Below are 16,899 nucleotides of genomic sequence, written 5' to 3'. Positions count from 1 at the left end.
TTGGCATCGTCCCCCCGACGAGGGCCACTCGCTACGTCGATTCCTGCGGATCCGCGCGGCCGTCGGCGCCGCCCGCGCCGCCCGGGCCGTACGCGCCGACAAAGTCCCGCAGCTTCCGGGTCTGGTAGCTGCGTGCCAGCGTCGTGAGCTGCTCGATCCAGGGTCTGAGCCGCGGATCGTGCTGCGCTATCCGCTCCGCCTCCTCCAGGATCTTGTGGACGAGCCCCTTCTTCGCGAGCGCCGACAGGATCGCCAGCTCTTCGGCCGGAGGCGGCGCGAGGTGTCCGCCGCCGGCGGGCTCCTTCGCCGGCGCATCCCGAGCGGGGGCTTCCTCGCGGCGAAGCCACTCGATGCCCAGCAACCGCGATATCTTGTCCAGGAGCGCGCTCGCCACGATCGGCTTGGGCAAGAAGTCATCGCAGCCGGCGCTGGCGCACTGCTGCCGCTCGGCCTCGGATACGCTCGCCGACGAGGCCAGGATGACGACTTGCCGGAGCTCGGGCATGCGCCTGAGGCGACGCGCGGTCTCGTAGCCGCCCATGTCCTTCATGTACACGTCCAGCAGGATGAGCGCCGGCGCGCGCAGCGCCGCCATGCGCAGCGCCGCCTCACCGCCGTCCGCCTCGCACAGATCGAAGCCGAGTGGGCCAAGGAGCTCGCGTACCACCGCGCGATTGTCGGAATTGTCGTCCACGATGAGTATCGTGCGGCGCTCCCCCGGATAGCCGACGATCGTGTCCCACCCTCTGGCTTCTCCTGGGCTCGTCGCGAGTTGCACCTCGACGAGCGGAAGCGTCACGGTAAAGACGCTGCCCTCGCCGACCTCGCTTTGCACCTCGATCGCACCACGCATCTGTTGCACAAGCTTCTTCGTGATGGCGAGGCCAAGCCCTGTGCCCTCGCTCTTCGCGCTCTGCTCGCCCACCTGCTCGAAGGGCTCGAAGATGCGCGACAGGTGCTCCGGGGCGATCCCAGGACCCGTATCCTCGACCCGGAACCGCACCATCCGCCCTGCAGGGACGGTCTCCTCCAGCACCTCGACATGGAGGGACACGCTTCCTCGCTCGGTGAACTTGATGGCATTGCCGAGGAGGTTCAAGAGTACCTGCATCAGCCGCTTCTCGTCGGCACAGACGGCCTGAAGCGCACGACCGCGCAGCTCGTGGGAGAACGTGATCCCCTTCGCTTCGGCGCGCACCCGGCACAGGTCGACCACCGTCCGCACGAGCGCAGGCAACCGGAACTCCGTCAGGACGGAGTCCATCTTGCCCGCCTCGATCTTGGCCAGGTGCAGCAGGTCATTGATGAGCGAGAGCAGGTGCTCGCTCGACTTCTGGATGACCCGCAGGCCGTCCCGCCACGCCGGCGGGACGTCGGGCGTTCGCTCCAGGATCTGGGCATACCCCATGATCCCGTTGAGCGGCGTCCGCAGCTCGTGGCTCATGCTGGAGAGAAAGTCGCTCTTGGCCTGGCTGGCGCGCTCCGCGGCCTCCTTGGCGATGCGGAGCTCGACGGTGCGCTCCTTGATCTTGGCCTCCAGGTCCCGGTACAGGAGGGCGTTCTCCACGGCGATGGCGGCCTGCGCGGCGAGCACCGACAGGAGCTCCACCCGCCGCTCGGGGAACGCCGCAGGCACCTCGCGATGCTCGAGGTAGAGCACGCCCACGAGGCGCCCTCGATGCGACAAGGGAAGCGAAAGGACCGAGAGCACGGAGCGCGAGGCCAGGTGCGGATCGGCCGCGAAGCGCGCGTCTGACCTGGCGTCGTCCACCACGACCGGCTCGTTCGTGCGCGCCACGTAGTGCGCCACCGTCCTCGCCACCTCGCTGCTCTGCGAGAGCGGCTCGGACAGGCCCGTCTCGATGTGGCCTCCCTCCACCGAGAGCCGCGCCACGACCGAGAGCTCTTCGCCTTCGCCCAGCAGCAGGACGCCGCGCTGCGCCCCGGCGCTCTCCAGCACGAGCTCCATCAGACGCCCGACGACCCGCTCCGGGTCAAGCTCGCTCGACAGCGCCCGCGCCGCGCGCACCGCGGTGTTCACATCGAGCTGCGCGCCGCCCGTGACTCCCGTGGTGGTCAGCGTGGCGACGCCCGTCGTGCGGCGGCGCTCCGCCGTCGCGGGCTGGGCAGGCGCACGGAGCAGGGCAGGCCATCTCGCCTCCAGGTGGGCCACAACGGCGTGCGCTTCCCAGCGAACGTAGGCGTCCCTGGCCTCGCGCAGGTACAGCGCGGCGATACGGCTCCTGCCCGCCTCGAGGTGAAACTCGGCGCAGAGCTGCGCAGCCAGGGCCTCGATGTGAAAGAATCGCTGCTCGCGCGAGAGCTCGATGGCCTCGTCGTACCTGGCCATGGCTTCGTCGGTCTTGCCCTGCACCCGGGCGTGCTCGGCCTCGAGGAGGCGCAGCTTGTGGAGGAAATTGTCCGCGCTCCCCTCGGCGAAGTACCTCAGCCGCGCGAGGCCTTGCTCGATGTCCTCGCGGAGCCCGGCCCGCTCCGCCGCGTCCGCGGCCTCTGGCCAGCACCTCGCGGCCGCGAGCGCGAGCCAGAGCGGTATGTCCGTGACCGGGGGAAAGCCGAAGATGGACACGCGGAACTGCTCGGCCTCCCGTGCCCGTGAGAGGGCCATCGGGTACGCGCCGGCGATGATGAACAGGTGCGCCTCGAGGATGCGAGCCAGCTCGGCTGCCATCCCGTCTCCGTCCGCCAGGAAGGAGCGCGATCCTCGTGAGAGCGGCTCGCCCGACAGGAGCCTCCCTGCGCCGTCGGCGGTCGTCAAGAGGTCGCACCACGACGCGATAGCCTCGAAATAGTGCGTCCCGAGCGCGGTCCCCCCGCGCTGCATCAACCCCCAGCGCGCCGCCCGGTGCGCCTCGAGGTGCCCGAGCGGCTGGCCACGCCACACTCGGTAATAGAACAGGTCGCCTTCCAGCCCCCAGCTCATCCCCTGGAACGAGCCGACCTTCAGGCCGGTCGCGCAGGTTCGCTCGAAGATGGGCGCCATTTCATCCGCGGGGCGGGAGTAGGCCGTGTACTGCCCCTGGAAGGACAGACACTCTGCCAGAAAGGGCGACGCGACACGCTCGGCTGCGCGCACTCCAGGGCCGACCCAGCACGCAGCGCGACGATACATCCCTGTGGTGAGCGACCAGACGTTCGCGAAGCAAACGATGATGAAGGGAGAGACCGGCGTGAGCGCCCGCCGCTCTCGCACCCTCAGCACGGCGCGAACGATCACGAGCCCGGACAGTATCGGCTGACCGCCGATCGCCGCACACACCATGAGGTGCATCGTCAGCGCATCGATGAGCACCTGCTCCGGGGAGGGATCGAGGGGCATCCGTTCGAACGCGTCCGGGTCGCGCTCGAACCATCGATCCAGCTCGGCGGACTCCTCGAGGAGCGCGGCGCCGCGCGCGTCGTCCGTGCCCGGAAATGCGATGTCCTGCTCCGTGAGCGCGGCGAGCCCGAGCTCGACCCCTCGCGCGAACTGGCCCGCCGCCTGGGCGCAGCGGACGCGGATCTCCTGCGCCGAGAGCCTGGTGAGCGCCGGCAGCGGCATGGCGAGCAGCCGCGCGCACCGCGCCTCGACGTCGTCGAACTCCCGCAGCAGAAAGGCCGCCTCGATTCGCTCGAGCGCGAGCTCCGCGCACAGCGGCGCGTTCTTGCGCCAGGCGTCATCGCCCAGCAAGTCCTGCGCGGTCTCGGCGAGGCTCAGGAGAAGCCGGTACGAGCTCGCCGCCTTCGCGGCGCGCGCGGCCTCGAGGTTCAGCCGCGCCAGCGCCTCGCGCTCGCCTGCGGAGTCCATCCGCGCTGAGCCCAGGTTGAGGTGCCGCACCAGCTCCAGGAGCTCTTGCGGTGTGCCCCCCTGCGTCCGATGCCGCGCCCACAGCCGCCGGCCGATCTCCAGGTGCGCCAGGACGCGCTGCGCCGGCGGGGCCCGCTCGTAGCTCGCCTGCTGCACGCGGTCGTGCAAGAAGCGGTATTCAGCGTCGAGCGCGTCTTCTCCAGTTCCGGTTCCGGCCTCTCCCAGCGCCTGCGCGGTCCGGTAGGCTCCATCGGCCGGCACCACCAGCTCCTCCCGGAGGGCGGGCCACAGCGCACCGGTCACCCGGGCGCGCTCCCATCCGCTGAGCCGCTCCAGATCGTGGAGGTGGAAAGCGTGCCCCGCGCACGCCGCGAGCCCCAGGAGCTGCTGTGTCGCTTCAGGCATCTCGAGCAGCTTGTCCGTCAGGAGGGCGACGACGTTGTCGGTCACCTGCGCCTGCTCGATCTCCTTCTGGCCCCAGCGCCACGCGCCGCTCTCCGGGTCCCGCGCCACCTTGTTCTGCCGGTGCAGGGACAGCAGCAGTTGCTCCATGAAGAACGGGTTTCCTCGCGTCTTTTGCCACAGGATACGCGAGAGCGGCTCCACCCGCGCCGCCTCGCTGTTCAGGGCCTGCGCTGCCCATGCCTGCACGTGCTCCGCCGACAGGGGGTGCACTGACATCCTCGACACCCTCGCCCCGCTCTCCTCGACCGACGCCACGAGCCTCCACAGCGGGTGCTCGGGGGGCGCCTCGTTGTCGCGGTACGCCGCGAGCAAGAGGAGCTCTCTCCGCTCTGCGTCGGTCAGCAGCGTCCTCAGGATCTCCAGCGTGGCGCTGTCCGCCCACTGCATGTCGTCGAGGAACATCACGAGCGGCGCGTTCGGCGTCGTGACCGCCCGCACGAAGTTCAGCCAGGTCAGCCGCTGGCGGGCGAGCACCTGCTCGCCGTGCACCGGCGGCACCGGCGCGAGCTTGCCCATGATCAGGTCGAGCTCCGGCACCACGTCGGCGATGAGCCGGGCGTTGTCCCCCACGTCGGCCCTGATTCGCTCCTGCCACGCCGTGAGCGTCGGCTTCGGGCTCGCCAGCCACTGCTGCATCAGCGCCCCGAACGCTTGCGCCATGGCCGCGTAGGGCGTCGACCGCGCGAGCTGGTCGTGCTTGCCCGAGATCAGGAGCCCGCGCCCCGCACGCGCGATGTCCCGGTAGACGGTGCGCACGAGCGCCGTCTTGCCGATGCCGGACGGGCCGCCGATGAGCACGAGCTCCGCCGCGCCCTCGGCGGCGCGCGCGAAGGCTGCGCCCAGGAGATCGCGCTCGTGCTCTCGCCCGACGAGGACGTCGGGTAGCCGCAGCTTCTGCGAGAAATCCTTGTCCCCGAGGGTGAAGCGCTCCACCGCGCCGCGCTCGCGCCACATGCGCAGCGCTCGCTCCAGGTCTTCCGCTGCCCCCTTGGCCGTCTGATACCGCCGGTCAGGGTTCTTCGCGAGGAGCCTGGACACGATCGCTGCGAGGCCCGGAGGCACGTCGGGGACGACCTCGTCGAGGGACGGCGGCTCCTTGGCCAGGTGCGCGTGCACCAGCGAGAGCGGGTCGCGCTCGGTGAACGGTAGCCGCCCTGAGAGCGCCTCGAAGAGCGTCGCTCCGAGCGAGTACAGGTCGGTGCGGGGATCGAGCGCTCGCGCTGTGCGGCCCGTCTGCTCGGGCGACATGTACGCCAGTGTCCCCTCGAGCCCTTCGGGGACGCTCGCCGCCGTCGCCTCCAGCGGCAGCGACGACGCGATGCCAAAGTCGAGCAGCTTGACCTGCGCGTACGCCGCGTCGACCAGCACGTTCTGTGGTTTGATATCCTTGTGCGTTATGCCGGCCGCGTGCACGGCCTCGAGGGCTCGAGCGAGGAGCGCTCCAAGCCTCAGCCCCGCTTCCACCGGCAGGCGCCCGCGATCGGCGAGCTCCAGATCCAGCGACCGGAAGCCGGGGTCCTCGATCACCAGCGCGACCGTGCCGCCCTGCCGCAGGAGCTCCCGCGCCCGCGCTACCCCTGACACCTCTCCAAGCTGTGTCAGGATCTGATGCTCATGCAGGATGCGCCCCATCACGCGCGAGCTTGGCGCGGCCGCCACGGGGAGCTTGAGCACCACTCTGTCGCCGGAGGGACGATGGACCGCGCGGCGCACGCGGGTCTCGGCCCCTTCGTGCATCACCTCCCCCACAACGTAGTCTCTCAGATCCATCCCGGTTCAGCTCCTCTTCGGGTCCGGCGGAGACGCCGGGCGAACAACGGAATTCTCCGGTACTTCAGCGCTCGGGCTTGTGCTGGCGGCGGCCGCGTGTCCGCAGCGCGTGCTCCACGCCCGACTGCAAGGTGGCCTTCGTCACGAGCTGATCGAGGTGCAGGTTGAGCGCCACGAGCGTTTGCGCGACCTCTGCGCGGATGCCCGTGACGACCGTTCGCGTGCCGAGCAGCGAGAGCCCCATCGCCGCTTGCACGAGCATGCGTGCAACCGTCTCATCTACTTCTTTTACGCCGGTGATGTCAATGATGAGATAGTCCGCCCTGCGCTCGCTCGCTCCGCGCAGCGCTGTCTCGACCGCTTGCCCGGCACGCTCGACGTCCACCGTGCCGATGAGGGGCATCACGAGGACGCCATCGATCATCGGAATGAGCGGAGCGGAGAGCTCGAGGAGCCGCTCCCGCTGGGCCGCGATGATCTGCTCTTGCAGCGCCGCCCTGGCCGCCTCGGCGCGCTCGCTCTGCATCAGCTGCTGCGAGAGCCGCTCGTTCGTGTCGCGCAGCATCTGCACGGCCTGCGCCAGCGCCTCCTCCGCCTTGACGCGCTCCTGGATCTCCTCCGAGAGCCTCGTATTCCGCTCTTCGAGATCCCGCGTTGCGCGCCGGAGCGAGAGCTGGGTGTGCACCCGCGCCAGGAGCTCGGTCTTCTCGAACGGCTTTGTCACATAGTCGACGGCGCCCACGCGGAAGCCCTGGATCCTGAACCTCGCTTCAGCGAGCGCCGTCATGAAGATGACGGGGATGCTCTGCGTCGCCGGATCGGCCTTGATCCGCCGGCACGTCTCGAACCCGCTGAGGCCGGGCATCAGAGCGTCGAGCAAGATGAGGTCCGGCTGGGCCCGGCTGGCCAGCTCGATCGCCTCCTCACCGTCGCGCGCGACAGCGACCTCCAGGCCATCAGAAATGAGCGCGCTCGACAGCACGGCCAGGTTGTCCGCGTTATCGTCCACGATGAGGACGAGCCCAGAGAGCGGAATTTCTTGCTCTGTCATGGATCTCTGCCGGTCTCAGTACGCTCGATCCAGCCTCGTGCGCCCGGTCGGCATGCCCCGGCGGATGGCGAACGAGCAGACACATACGCTGTGAGCTGGTGGCCCCGTCACAGGAACCCTCCCTTCTCTCGTTCTTTCCGTACCACGGGCTGGCCAGCCTTGACACGTCTTTGTCGGCGGCAGAGCGGAAGGTCGTACGAGGTAGAAGAGAGGGTGGGCTGAGCCACACAGGTCATCCCCATCATCGACCTACGCAGGAGGTGGGAGCTTCCCGTCTTGATACGAGCTCCCATGTTGGCTCGCCTCACTCGCTTTCCTTCGCGAAGGAGGCCCCCGCTTGTTCTTCGGCTCTCCCGCCACGATACGAGGCCTGACGACCTATCGCGACGACGGTATCGCGCTCGCCGGCGACTTCACGGGTTCAGCCGACTTCGGCGCCGGCCCGCTCATCGCCGGGGGCCAGGACGGCTTCGTCGCGGTCTTCGCCCCCTGAAACGAACGCGAGCGCGTGGGTGGGGGTGAAGGCCGCCGCGGCTCCATCGCGTCTGCCCGCACCTCAGGGCGGCGGCGCGCGGCGGCGTGTCGGCTCGGCGCCCGTCCTCCGGCGGGGGCCGCGCGAGCAGCTGCCGGGGCTCCGTGAGCGCAGCGGACCGCGCGGCGGGCGTCCGCCATGGCGCAACCAATGGCCGGTCCGGCCCGATCTTCGCCCCGCGGCCCCGGCGCATCCGACGAAAGCCTGGACAGTCAAGCGAGCGCCGAGGCGCGCTAGGCGCGGTCCTGGCGCCGGCGGCGGGTGAGGGGCCTCGCGAAGGGGCGCGCTTCGCGACGAAGTAGGTTAGAGTGCGCGCCATGCCTGATTTCGCCAAGCTCGCCGCCGCGGCCTCGATCGCCCGCGGCCTCGCCATGGATGCCGTCCACGCCTGCTCATCCGGTCACCTCGGCCTACCGCTAGGGGCCGCCGAGATCGGCGCCGCGCTCTATGGCGACATCCTCCGCCACGATCCGAGCGAACCGCACTGGTTGAACCGCGATCGCTTCGTCCTGTCCGCTGGCCACGGCAGCATGTTCCTCTACGCCTGGCTGCACCTCTCGGGCTATCCGGTGTCCCTCGACGACGTCCGCCGCTTCCGGCAGTGGGAGTCGAAGACGCCCGGCCACCCGGAGTACCATTACACCGAGGGCGTCGAGGCGACGACGGGCCCGCTCGGCCAGGGCGTGGGCAACGCGGTCGGGCACGCGGTGGCCGCCAAGATGCTGGCCGCGCGGTACAACACGCCGGAGCACACGATCTTCGATCTCAAGGTCTACTGCCTCGCCGGCGACGGCTGCCTCCAGGAGGGCGTGGCCGCAGAGGCGGCCTCCTTCGCAGGGCACTTCAAGCTCGACAACCTGATCCTCATCTACGACGCCAACGACGTCACGCTCGACGCGATGGCCATCAAGACCCAGAGCGAGGACACGGCCAAGCGCTTCGAGGCCTACGGCTTCGAGGTGCTCCACATCGAGCAGGGCAACGATCTGGAGGCCGTCCAACGGGTGCTCGGCCAGGCGCGGGCGTCGAAGAGCGGAAAGCCGAAGTTCGTGGTCGCGCACACCCTCATCGGCAAGGGGATCCCGGAGGTCGCCGGCACGCAGAAGGCGCACGGCGAGGGCGGCGCCAAGTTCGTGGATCAGGCCCGCAAGAACCTGGGGCTGCCCGCGGAGCACTTCTACGTCAGCGAGGAGGTGAAGCAGTTCTTCGCGACGCGCAAGGAAGAGCTCGCCAAGGTGCGCGGGGCGTGGGAGGCGACCTTCCAGGCCTGGCGCGCGAAGAACCCCGAGCTCGCCCGCCAGCTCGACGACGGCCTCGCGAAGAAGCTCCCGGCGGACCTCGACGCGCGCGTCCCCGCCTTCGCCGCCGGCACCAAGGTCGCCACGCGCAAGGCCGGCGAGACCGTGCTGCAGGCGGTCGCCGAGGCGGTGCCCGCGCTCATCGGGTCGAGCGCCGATCTCTACGGCTCGACGTTCAACTACATCGCCTCGAGCACCGACTTCGATCCGGAGCACCTCGGCGGCCGGAACATCCGCGCAGGCATCCGCGAGCACGGCATGGGGGCGATCATGAACGGCATCGCGTACCACGGCGGCTTGCGCCCGAGCGGCGCGACGTTCCTCGTGTTCGCGGACTACCTGCGGCCGAGCATCCGCCTGGCCGCGCTGTCGCACCTGCCGGTCATCTACATCTTCACGCACGACTCGGTGGGCGTGGGCGAGGACGGGCCGACGCACCAGCCCGTGGAGACCGTCTCCGGGCTGCGCGCCATCGTCGATCTGGACGTCATCCGGCCGGCGGACGCCGAGGAGACGGCCGGCGCCTGGCTCTCCGCGCTGGAGCACAACGACGGCCCGACGGTCCTCGCGCTCACGCGCCAGGCCGTCCCGCTGCTCCCGGGCGACGCCGCCGCGAAGCGCGAGGGCGTCCGGCGCGGCGCCTACGTCCTGGTCAAGGAGACGGCGGCGCTCGATACCATCCTGATCGCGACGGGCAGCGAGGTGCAGCACGCTGTCGAGGCCGCGAAGCGGATCGGGCCCGGCGTCCGCGTCGTCTCGATGCCCTGCGTGGAGCGGTTCGCGCGTCAGGATCACGCCTACCGCGAGGCCGTGCTGCCCGCCGCGTGCACGCGGCGCGTGTCGATCGAGGCGGGCGTGACCTTCGGCTGGCACCGGTGGGTCGGCTTCAAGGGGATCGCCCTCGGGATCGACCGCTTCGGCACGAGCGCCCCTGGCGACATCGTGATGGATCGGCTGGGCATGAATGCCCAGGCGGTGGTGCAGGCGGTGCAGGACCTCGTGCCCTGACCAGCTAAAGTAGCGAGAGAGCGCCAGGAACGCCGAGAAGCAACATTCCTCGGTGTTCCTGGCGCGGTTTCCATCTCCCGTTCCGCTGCTGGCCGGCGCTATAGTTTGCCGCGGTGCGCTGCCCGCTCTGCACTTCGCCGCTCGCCTACATTCATGGCCACGCCGCGTGCGTGAACAGCCGCTGCCCGATGTTCGGCGCCAACCAGGCCGAGTGCTGCACCGGCGAGACCGCGGAGAGCTGCCCTGCCGCGGCCGGCGGCGGCGCGGCGCCCCGGCCACCCATCGGGACGCGGGGGCGACGCGCGGAGTGACGCGCACGCCAGCGAGCCGTCCTCCAGCAGGGAGATCCCATGAGCGAACCGTCCCTCGACGATGACGTGACCGCACACCTCCTCGCGCTCGAGCGAGGCGCCCTCGAGCGCTGGGGCGAGGGGGATCCCTCGGGGTTCCTCGAGATCTCGGCCCCGGACGTCGTGTACTTCGACCCGATGATCGAGCGGCGCATCGACGGCCTCGATCAGCTCACGCGCTACTACGAAGGCGTCCGGGGCAAGATCCGCATCGAGCGGCAGGAGATCTTGAACCCGAAGGTGCAGCGGGTGGGGGACCTCGCCGTGCTCACGTTCAACTTCGTCTCCTACGGCGGCAACGAGGACGGCCTGCGCTGGAACTGCACCGAGGTTTACCGCAAGGATCCCGCCGGCTGGCGCATCATCCAGACGCATTGGTCGTTCACGAAGAAGACCGGGTGAGCGACGAGAGCGCTGGACGCCGCACCCCGCCGAGCTAAAAGCGGCCCGTGCCGTCGGGCGACCTGATCTCGCAGCTGTTGGCCCTCTTCGCGGTGCTCGGCGTGGGCGTGCTGCTGCGGTCGCTGGGCCGGGCCGGCCAGGCGGACGCCGCCGTGCTGCACCGGCTGGTCATCGACGTCACCACGCCCGCGCTGATCGTCACCGTGCTCCGCCGCTCGGGCATCGGCCACGGCGCGTGGGGCGCTGTCGCCGCGTCGACGGTCGCGCTCTTCGCGTGTGCCCTCGCGGGGGTCGCGGTGGCGCGGGCGCTCGGGCTCCCGCGCGCCGCGCAGGGCGCCGCCGGCCTCGTCGGCAGCTTCTCCAACACCGGCTTCCTCGGCGTGCCCGTCGTGCTGGCCCTCTACGGTGACGCGGGCGGCGCGGCGGGGACGGCGATCCTCGTCGACAGCATCGTCACGACGCTCTTCCTGTGGACCTTCGGCGTCGCGCTCGCCGCGCGCATGGGCGGGGGCGGCGGCGTGGACGGGCGGGGCCTGCTCGCGGTGCTCCTGCACCCCAACGTGCTGTCGATCGCCGTCGGGCTCGCGCTCCACGCGCTGCCGATCCCGCTGCCGGGTTGGTTGGAGCACGCGCTCGACGCGCTCGGGAGCGCGACCCCGACGCTCGTGTTCCTCGCGCTGGGCCTCAGCCTCGACCTTGCTTCGCTACGCGGCCGCGTGCGCCCGCTCGCGGCGGTCGCCGCCGTGAAGCTGCTCCTGTCGCCCGCGATCGCGCTCGGCGCCGCGGTTGCGCTCGGCCTGAAGCGGCCCTCCTCCGAGGTGGCGGTGCTTCAGTCCGCCATGCCGACGTCCATGGTGTCCGTGATCATCGCCGCGCGGTACGGCTGCGACGGTCAGTTCGCGGCGGCAACGGCGGTCGTGACGACGCTCGGGGCGCTGGCGAGCCTGCCGCTCGTGATCGAGCTGCTGCGTCGGCTCCTCCCGTGACTCCCGTGACGTCGAGCGGCCTCGGACACGGCCGCTCCGCCGCTCACGCCCCGACCTGGTAGACGCGCCGGTACCCTGCCTCCACGTCCGTGATCGTCACCTCGACGATCCCGTGCGAGGTGATCGCGTACTGCTCCTCGATCAGCGGCCCCTCGTTGCCCATGCGCTCGACGGTCACCCCGCCGAGCTCGGCGGCGCGATCGCGGAGCCGCCTGTCGAAGGGGAACACGACCTCGTTGAACGCCGTGATGTCGCCGTGGGGCACGCCGAGCCGGTCGAGCGCCGCGCACTCGACGAACCGGTAGCGGCCGACGTTGTGCGCCGCCCGGTACACGCGACGCGAGACCACCGGCGCCTCGTGGCTCGACGGGATGCGCGCCTCCCGGTCGAAGATCGGATCGAAGACCACCTCGTCCCCGCCGCTGCCCTCCCGGAACACCCCGAAATGGCGCGAGAGCCGGTCGGAGAGCTCGAAGCCCGCGTCCTCGTCGACGGCGATGGCCAGGCCGATCGCGATCGCCGCCGAGGGGTAGGGGGAGCGATGGACGCGGCGCCCGAAGCGCTCGCGCAGCGTCCGCGCGACGATGGGCAGCGAGCTCGCGCCGCCGACGACGTAGATCCCTGCGATGTCGGCGAGCGCCTCGCCCGCTCCGGCGTCGAGGCGCGCGATCACCGGCTGCATCGCCGTGATGGTCGACTCCACGAGGGGCACGCACCGGTCGTAGTAGTCGGAGGTCGCGATCGTCACCTCGTGGGCGGGCGAGAGATCGCCCAGGCAGGCCTCCAGGTCGATCACGATGCGCCGGGAGTTCGGGTTGAGCCGCTCCTTCGCCTCGCGGCACTGGTCCGCGAGCGCCGCGAGCGCGCGCGCCGGCAGGCCCTCGCGCTCGATCTTGCCGGCGTCGAGCGCCATCGAGGCCAGCGCGGCGTCGAAGTCGTCGCCGCCGAGGTGGTTCAGGCCCGCGGTCGTCACGGCGTCGTGGCTGCGCCCGGTCATGTGGACAAGCGACGCGTCGAACGTCCCGCCGCCGAGGTCGTAGACGACGATGTGCTCGCGCTTCGACGTGATGGTGCTGCGGTGGCGGTGCGTGTACTCGAAGCCGGCGGCCGACGGCTCGTTCAGGAGCGCGATGACCTCGAAGCCGGCGCGGCGGAAGGCGTCGAGCGTCACGAACCGCTGCGACCCGTGCGCGTTGGCCGGGGTCGCCACGACCGAGATGAGGCGCCCGTCGTCGTCCTTCTTGGGCCGGTTCGACCGGTTCAGCACGGCGTCGCGGAGCGATCGCAGGAACAGGGTCAAGAGATCGAGCACCCGGAGCGTCGTCCCGCCGATCTCGACCTCGACGTCGGGCGACGCGCGCGGGCCGGAGAGCACGCGCTTGAACGAGCGGAGCACGGTCCACTCGGGGTCCGAGGCGACCGCGAGGGCGTCGAAGCCGAACCGGAGCTCCCCCCGCCGCTCGGCGGCCACGGAGGGGTAGAAATCCACGGTGTCCCCCGCCGCGTCCTGGAAGCTGACGACAGGGTAGTTCCCGCGATCGCAGCACGCGACCACGGTCCGCGTGGTTCCGAAATCGATCCCGAGGCGCAAGGTAGGGTCTCCTCCGGCCCCATGCTGCCACATCCGGCCGCCCGCGGTGAAACTCTGCGAGGTCAGTCGGCTTCTAGCTCGAAGGCACCGTCGTAGATGGCATCGACCGAGATCTCGGCGCCGTTCGCCAGGGCGATCGTATCGCCCCGCTCGAGCACGCGATACCGCCAGGAGCCGTCCCCCTCGCGTCGATAGTGCTCGATACGCACGTGCCATGGTGAGACGAGCAGGTAGTCCGTCAGGCAGGGGAGGCGCTGGTACCCCTCCCACGTCTCGCCCCGATCGAAGGCCTCGGTGCTGCGTGAGAGCACCTCGACGATGGCAGTGGGGTTCGAGAGGACGTCGCCGGCGGCGCGCTGGCGCAGGTCCTGGGATCCCCGTGAAGCTCAGCTCATCGGCTCGCCTTCCTCCGCGTCGGCCCAGAGCACCTCGCGCTCGTACACCCACCCGCTTGTGGACAGCTCCAGGCGGACCAGCGCGAGCTCCGCTTCATGGCCGCCGACGCAACCGTCGAGCGCGTGATTCCGAGCCACGACAGCCGCCAGCCGCCGCGGGCCGTCGCTCCACCGTGCGGTAGGTGCTCCGCGCTGCAGCTCGTCGCGGACGTGCCCTGGTGTGCGGCCGCCGAGGCGCTCGTCGATGAGCTGCTCGGCTTCTCCGCCGAAGAGCACGCGTGGGAGCGTGAACTCGTGGCTGCCGAGCCCCTGAAACACCGTGAGGAGGTCCACCACCCCGAAGGCGCCAGCTATGGACTCGAGGCGCGCTGAGTCGGCGGCCCTCCAGAGATCGCCGTGTACGAGCCTCGCGAGATCGATGTCGCCTGGCTGCGGCGGCGCCTCGCCGCGCACGCGCTGGACGAGCGCCTCCCACCCGTCCCCGCCAGGTGCGCTGTCGAGAGCGCAGCCGCGAAAGTGCTCGACGTGCATCCGATCCAACGGCTCCGCGTGTGCGGCCCTCTCGCGCGCCCGATCCTCGAGGGCGTCTCGGGGCACGACGCCTTCCGCCACGGCCCACGCGAGGGCCAGCCGCGCAGGAACGTAGACGTATCGGCGCTCTCCTTGCTCGAAGAGGATCAGGTTGCGGCGCTGGTACTGCCAGAACCACTGGCTCACCCCGAGGACGGACCACGAATCGAAGAGCCCTGGAGGGTCGATGCGCACCGTATCGAGCGCGCTCGTCTTCCAGTGGCGCTCCTGGGACCCGAGCATCAACGCGGTCAGCGGCGTGTCGGAGGTGATGACATCGTCGGCAGCGTGGTGGTGGGAGCCCTCGCGGCGGGGCTCCCCGTGAGGGGCCGGCGTCCTGTAGCAGGAATGGTTGACCCGCGAGGGTGCAGGTCTCGATGGCCCGACCGCGCGCCCGCGCAGCGCTTCCCACAACCATCGACGGACGCTCCATCGCTCCCCCATCGGTCGAAGATAGCTGCGGACGAGGGGACGACCAGCGTCCCCTGTTCAGCGCTTGAGCCAGTGCCCGTAGGGCGGCGGGAGGACGCGGCTCGGCTGCTCCACGCCCAGCTTCTTGGCCGCGTGATAGGCCCAGTGCGGGTCGTCCAGGAGGGCGTGCGCCAGCACGATGAGGTCCGCCTGGCCCTCCTTCAAGGCTGCTTCGGCCTGCTCGGGCTCGTTGATGAACCACCCCGTGGCGACCGGCAGCTCCGCTTCCTTCCGGATGCGCCCGGCGTGCGGGAGCAAGAAGCCAGGGCCCCAGGGGATCTTCGAGAGATCGGGCACGGCGAACCCGTGGCTCGCGTCGAGAAGATCGAGGCCGGAGGCCTTGAGGCGCCTCGTCAGCTCGATCGACTCCTCGACCGTGACGCCGCCGTCCACCCAGTCCGTGATCGAGAGGCGGATCGTCAGCGGCAAGCGCTCCGGCCAGACGTTGCGCACCGCCTCGAACGTCTCGACCAGGAAGCGGATCCGGTTGTCGAACGACCCCCCGTACTCGTCGGTGCGCGCATTGGCGAGCGGCGAGTAGAAGCTGTGCGCCAGATAGCCGTGCGCGAAGTGCAGCTCGAGCCATTGATAGCCCGCCTCGCGTGCCCGCCGCGCGGCGGCGACGAAATCGCCCTTCACGCGCTCGATGTCGGCCTTCGACATCTCCCTCGGCACCTTGGGGAGGTTCGCTCCGAACGCCTTCGCCGAGGGCGCCAGCGTCTCCCAGGCGCCCTCGTCCTGCGTGAGGTGATCGTCGCCCTCCCAGGGCCGGTTGGCGCTCGCCTTCCTCCCCGCGTGCGCGAGCTGGATCCCCGCGACCGCGCCCTGCTCCTTGACGAACGCGACGATCCGCTGGAGAGGCTCGATCTGCCCGTCCTCCCACAGACCGGCGTCTCCGGGGCTGATGCGGCCTTCCGGGGATACCGCCGTCGCCTCGGCGATCGCCAGGCCGACTCCGCCCCTCGCCATCGAACCCAGATGAACAAGATGCCAGTCGGTGGCGTACCCGTTCCTGGAGGAGTACTGGCACATGGGAGAGACGACCACGCGGTTGCGCAGCGTCACGTCCTTCAAGCGAAAGGGCTCAAATAACCTCGTCACGGAGACCTCCTTGTCAAGCCGGCGCAGCTTTGCACGCCCGAGCGTGCGCGCGCAAGCCGAGGCGCCCTCCGGTCGGACAGCGCGCTCCTCGACGCTGCCGCGCGGAGCGCTTCGAGAAAGGTGCGGTGGAAGATCGTGCCTCGAGAGGTCACCCGAGGCGAGCGACAGCGTCGTTCGATGCGCGATGCGGCGTCACGCGAGCCAGGAACCGGCGAGCGAGATGGAGTCTCCGGAGCGCGCCGGCCGGTCGCTCCTCCTCGTCAAGCCTCCGCGACCTTGATGAGCTGTTTGCCGCCGTCCCGCTACTTCTTCTCGCCCTGCTTGTCGCCCGTCGCGCCGCCGCTCGCTTCGACGAGGGAAGGTGGTGGGTCCGACTGGACCGTCTTCGCGTCGCCGGGCTCGAGCGTCACCATCATGGTCCGGTTGCCGCGCTCCGGGTCCACGAACGTTACCTCGTGCGACCCGGGTGCGACCTTGCGCCCCGAGATCGGCGTCGTCCCGATGGGCTTGCCGTCCAGCAGGATCTCGGTCGGCTGCGCGGCGATCACGTCGAGCATCGGCGCGTCGTCGAGCGGAGGCTCGGGCTCCGGCTCGGGCTCGGCGGCGATGGGCGGGGGTTGTGGGGGCTCCGGCGGCGGCTTCGGGGCGCCGCCGCAGCCGGCGATGGCGAGGGTGACGAGGAAGGTGGAGGTGCGGAACATGGACCCAAAGCTAGACAGGAAACGCGCGGGAGGAAATGGTGAGAGTGGCCTCACGCGCGCAACGCTCCGCCACGGCGCGCTCGCTGCGGCCCAGGCAGGGCGCGCAGCTCCCCGGGGGACCCCCACCGAGACGGCGGTCTGCTACCGCCCCTCCATGCAGCCACCATGAGCGGGCGCCGGGAAGGAGACCACCATTCTCAGCCGCATTATCCACCCCGAGCGGGATGACCTCTCCCCTGAAGCGGCCCGGTCGATCCTGCAGCTCGTCTTCGACGAGCAGGATTGCGCGCGGATGCACGAGCTCGCTCCCGCAAGTGGTCTCGTCGATCCCGTTCGAGATCGATCACATCCCTTGCCGTGCTCGCCATCAACCACCCTGACGCGGGTACCTTGCGAGCCTCCC

At 70.4% G+C, this 16,899-nt stretch carries 12 protein-coding genes; 5 read left to right on the top strand and 7 right to left on the bottom strand.

Translation table 11 applies throughout. The annotated features are described in order from the left end of the window. Positions 1-31: 31 nt before the first annotated feature. Together WME79_RS22470 and WME79_RS22465 are read right to left on the bottom strand one after the other, a co-directional pair. Entirely contained in the window at positions 32-6,040 is a 6,009-nt protein-coding gene (locus WME79_RS22470) for an AAA family ATPase (RefSeq protein ID WP_437538790.1), read from the bottom strand. Between the two features lie 64 nt (positions 6,041-6,104). Continuing rightward, positions 6,105-7,091: a response regulator gene (locus tag WME79_RS22465; protein ID WP_437538788.1), complete on the bottom strand. Its 987-nt coding sequence runs from the start codon at positions 7,089-7,091 to the stop codon at positions 6,105-6,107. Between the two features lie 337 nt (positions 7,092-7,428). Between WME79_RS22465 and WME79_RS22460 the strand changes: the two genes are divergently transcribed. The 5 genes from WME79_RS22460 (at position 7,429) to WME79_RS22440 (ending at position 11,667) form a co-directional block, all read left to right on the top strand. Next, the gene (locus WME79_RS22460) at positions 7,429-7,584 is read left to right on the top strand and encodes a hypothetical protein (protein WP_437538786.1); all 156 of its coding nucleotides are present in this window, start codon (positions 7,429-7,431) and stop codon (positions 7,582-7,584) included. A 356-nt stretch (positions 7,585-7,940) separates the two neighbouring features. Next, positions 7,941-9,929 (top strand): transketolase, encoded by a 1,989-nt coding sequence (gene tkt / locus WME79_RS22455; RefSeq protein ID WP_437538785.1) that lies wholly within the window; start codon positions 7,941-7,943, stop codon positions 9,927-9,929. A gap of 113 nt (positions 9,930-10,042) precedes the next feature. After that, the gene (locus WME79_RS22450; RefSeq protein WP_437538783.1) at positions 10,043-10,240 is read left to right on the top strand and encodes a hypothetical protein; all 198 of its coding nucleotides are present in this window, start codon (positions 10,043-10,045) and stop codon (positions 10,238-10,240) included. A 39-nt stretch (positions 10,241-10,279) separates the two neighbouring features. After that, on the top strand, positions 10,280-10,681 hold the full coding sequence (locus tag WME79_RS22445; protein ID WP_437538781.1) for a YybH family protein: 402 nt from the start codon (positions 10,280-10,282) through the stop codon (positions 10,679-10,681). A 47-nt stretch (positions 10,682-10,728) separates the two neighbouring features. After that, the gene (locus WME79_RS22440) at positions 10,729-11,667 is read left to right on the top strand and encodes an AEC family transporter (protein ID WP_437538779.1); all 939 of its coding nucleotides are present in this window, start codon (positions 10,729-10,731) and stop codon (positions 11,665-11,667) included. A gap of 43 nt (positions 11,668-11,710) precedes the next feature. Here WME79_RS22440 and WME79_RS22435 read toward each other — a convergent pair whose 3' ends face one another. The 5 genes from WME79_RS22435 to WME79_RS22415 form a co-directional block, all read right to left on the bottom strand. Beyond that, complete coding sequence (locus WME79_RS22435) at positions 11,711-13,258, bottom strand: Hsp70 family protein (RefSeq protein WP_437538777.1); 1,548 nt, start codon at positions 13,256-13,258, stop codon at positions 11,711-11,713. 62 nt (positions 13,259-13,320) lie between these two features. Beyond that, a complete protein-coding gene (locus WME79_RS22430) occupies positions 13,321-13,623 on the bottom strand; it encodes a Uma2 family endonuclease (RefSeq protein WP_437539909.1) in 303 nt (100 codons plus the stop codon). Positions 13,624-13,644: 21 nt separating this feature from the next. Continuing rightward, a complete protein-coding gene (locus WME79_RS22425) occupies positions 13,645-14,466 on the bottom strand; it encodes a hypothetical protein (RefSeq protein ID WP_437538775.1) in 822 nt (273 codons plus the stop codon). Positions 14,467-14,712: 246 nt separating this feature from the next. Next, positions 14,713-15,795, bottom strand: coding sequence for an NADH:flavin oxidoreductase/NADH oxidase (locus WME79_RS22420; RefSeq protein ID WP_437538774.1), 1,083 nt, complete (start codon positions 15,793-15,795; stop codon positions 14,713-14,715). Between the two features lie 302 nt (positions 15,796-16,097). Beyond that, the gene (locus tag WME79_RS22415; protein ID WP_437538772.1) at positions 16,098-16,496 is read right to left on the bottom strand and encodes a PEGA domain-containing protein; all 399 of its coding nucleotides are present in this window, start codon (positions 16,494-16,496) and stop codon (positions 16,098-16,100) included. Positions 16,497-16,899: the final 403 nt, after the last annotated feature.

Origin of the sequence: Sorangium sp. So ce726 (assembly GCF_051521405.1) — a bacterium.
GTDB lineage: Bacteria > Myxococcota_A > Polyangia > Polyangiales > Polyangiaceae > Sorangium.
The sequence above is the reverse complement of the archived record's forward strand: the minus strand, read 5'-3'. Positions and strand labels throughout refer to the sequence as shown.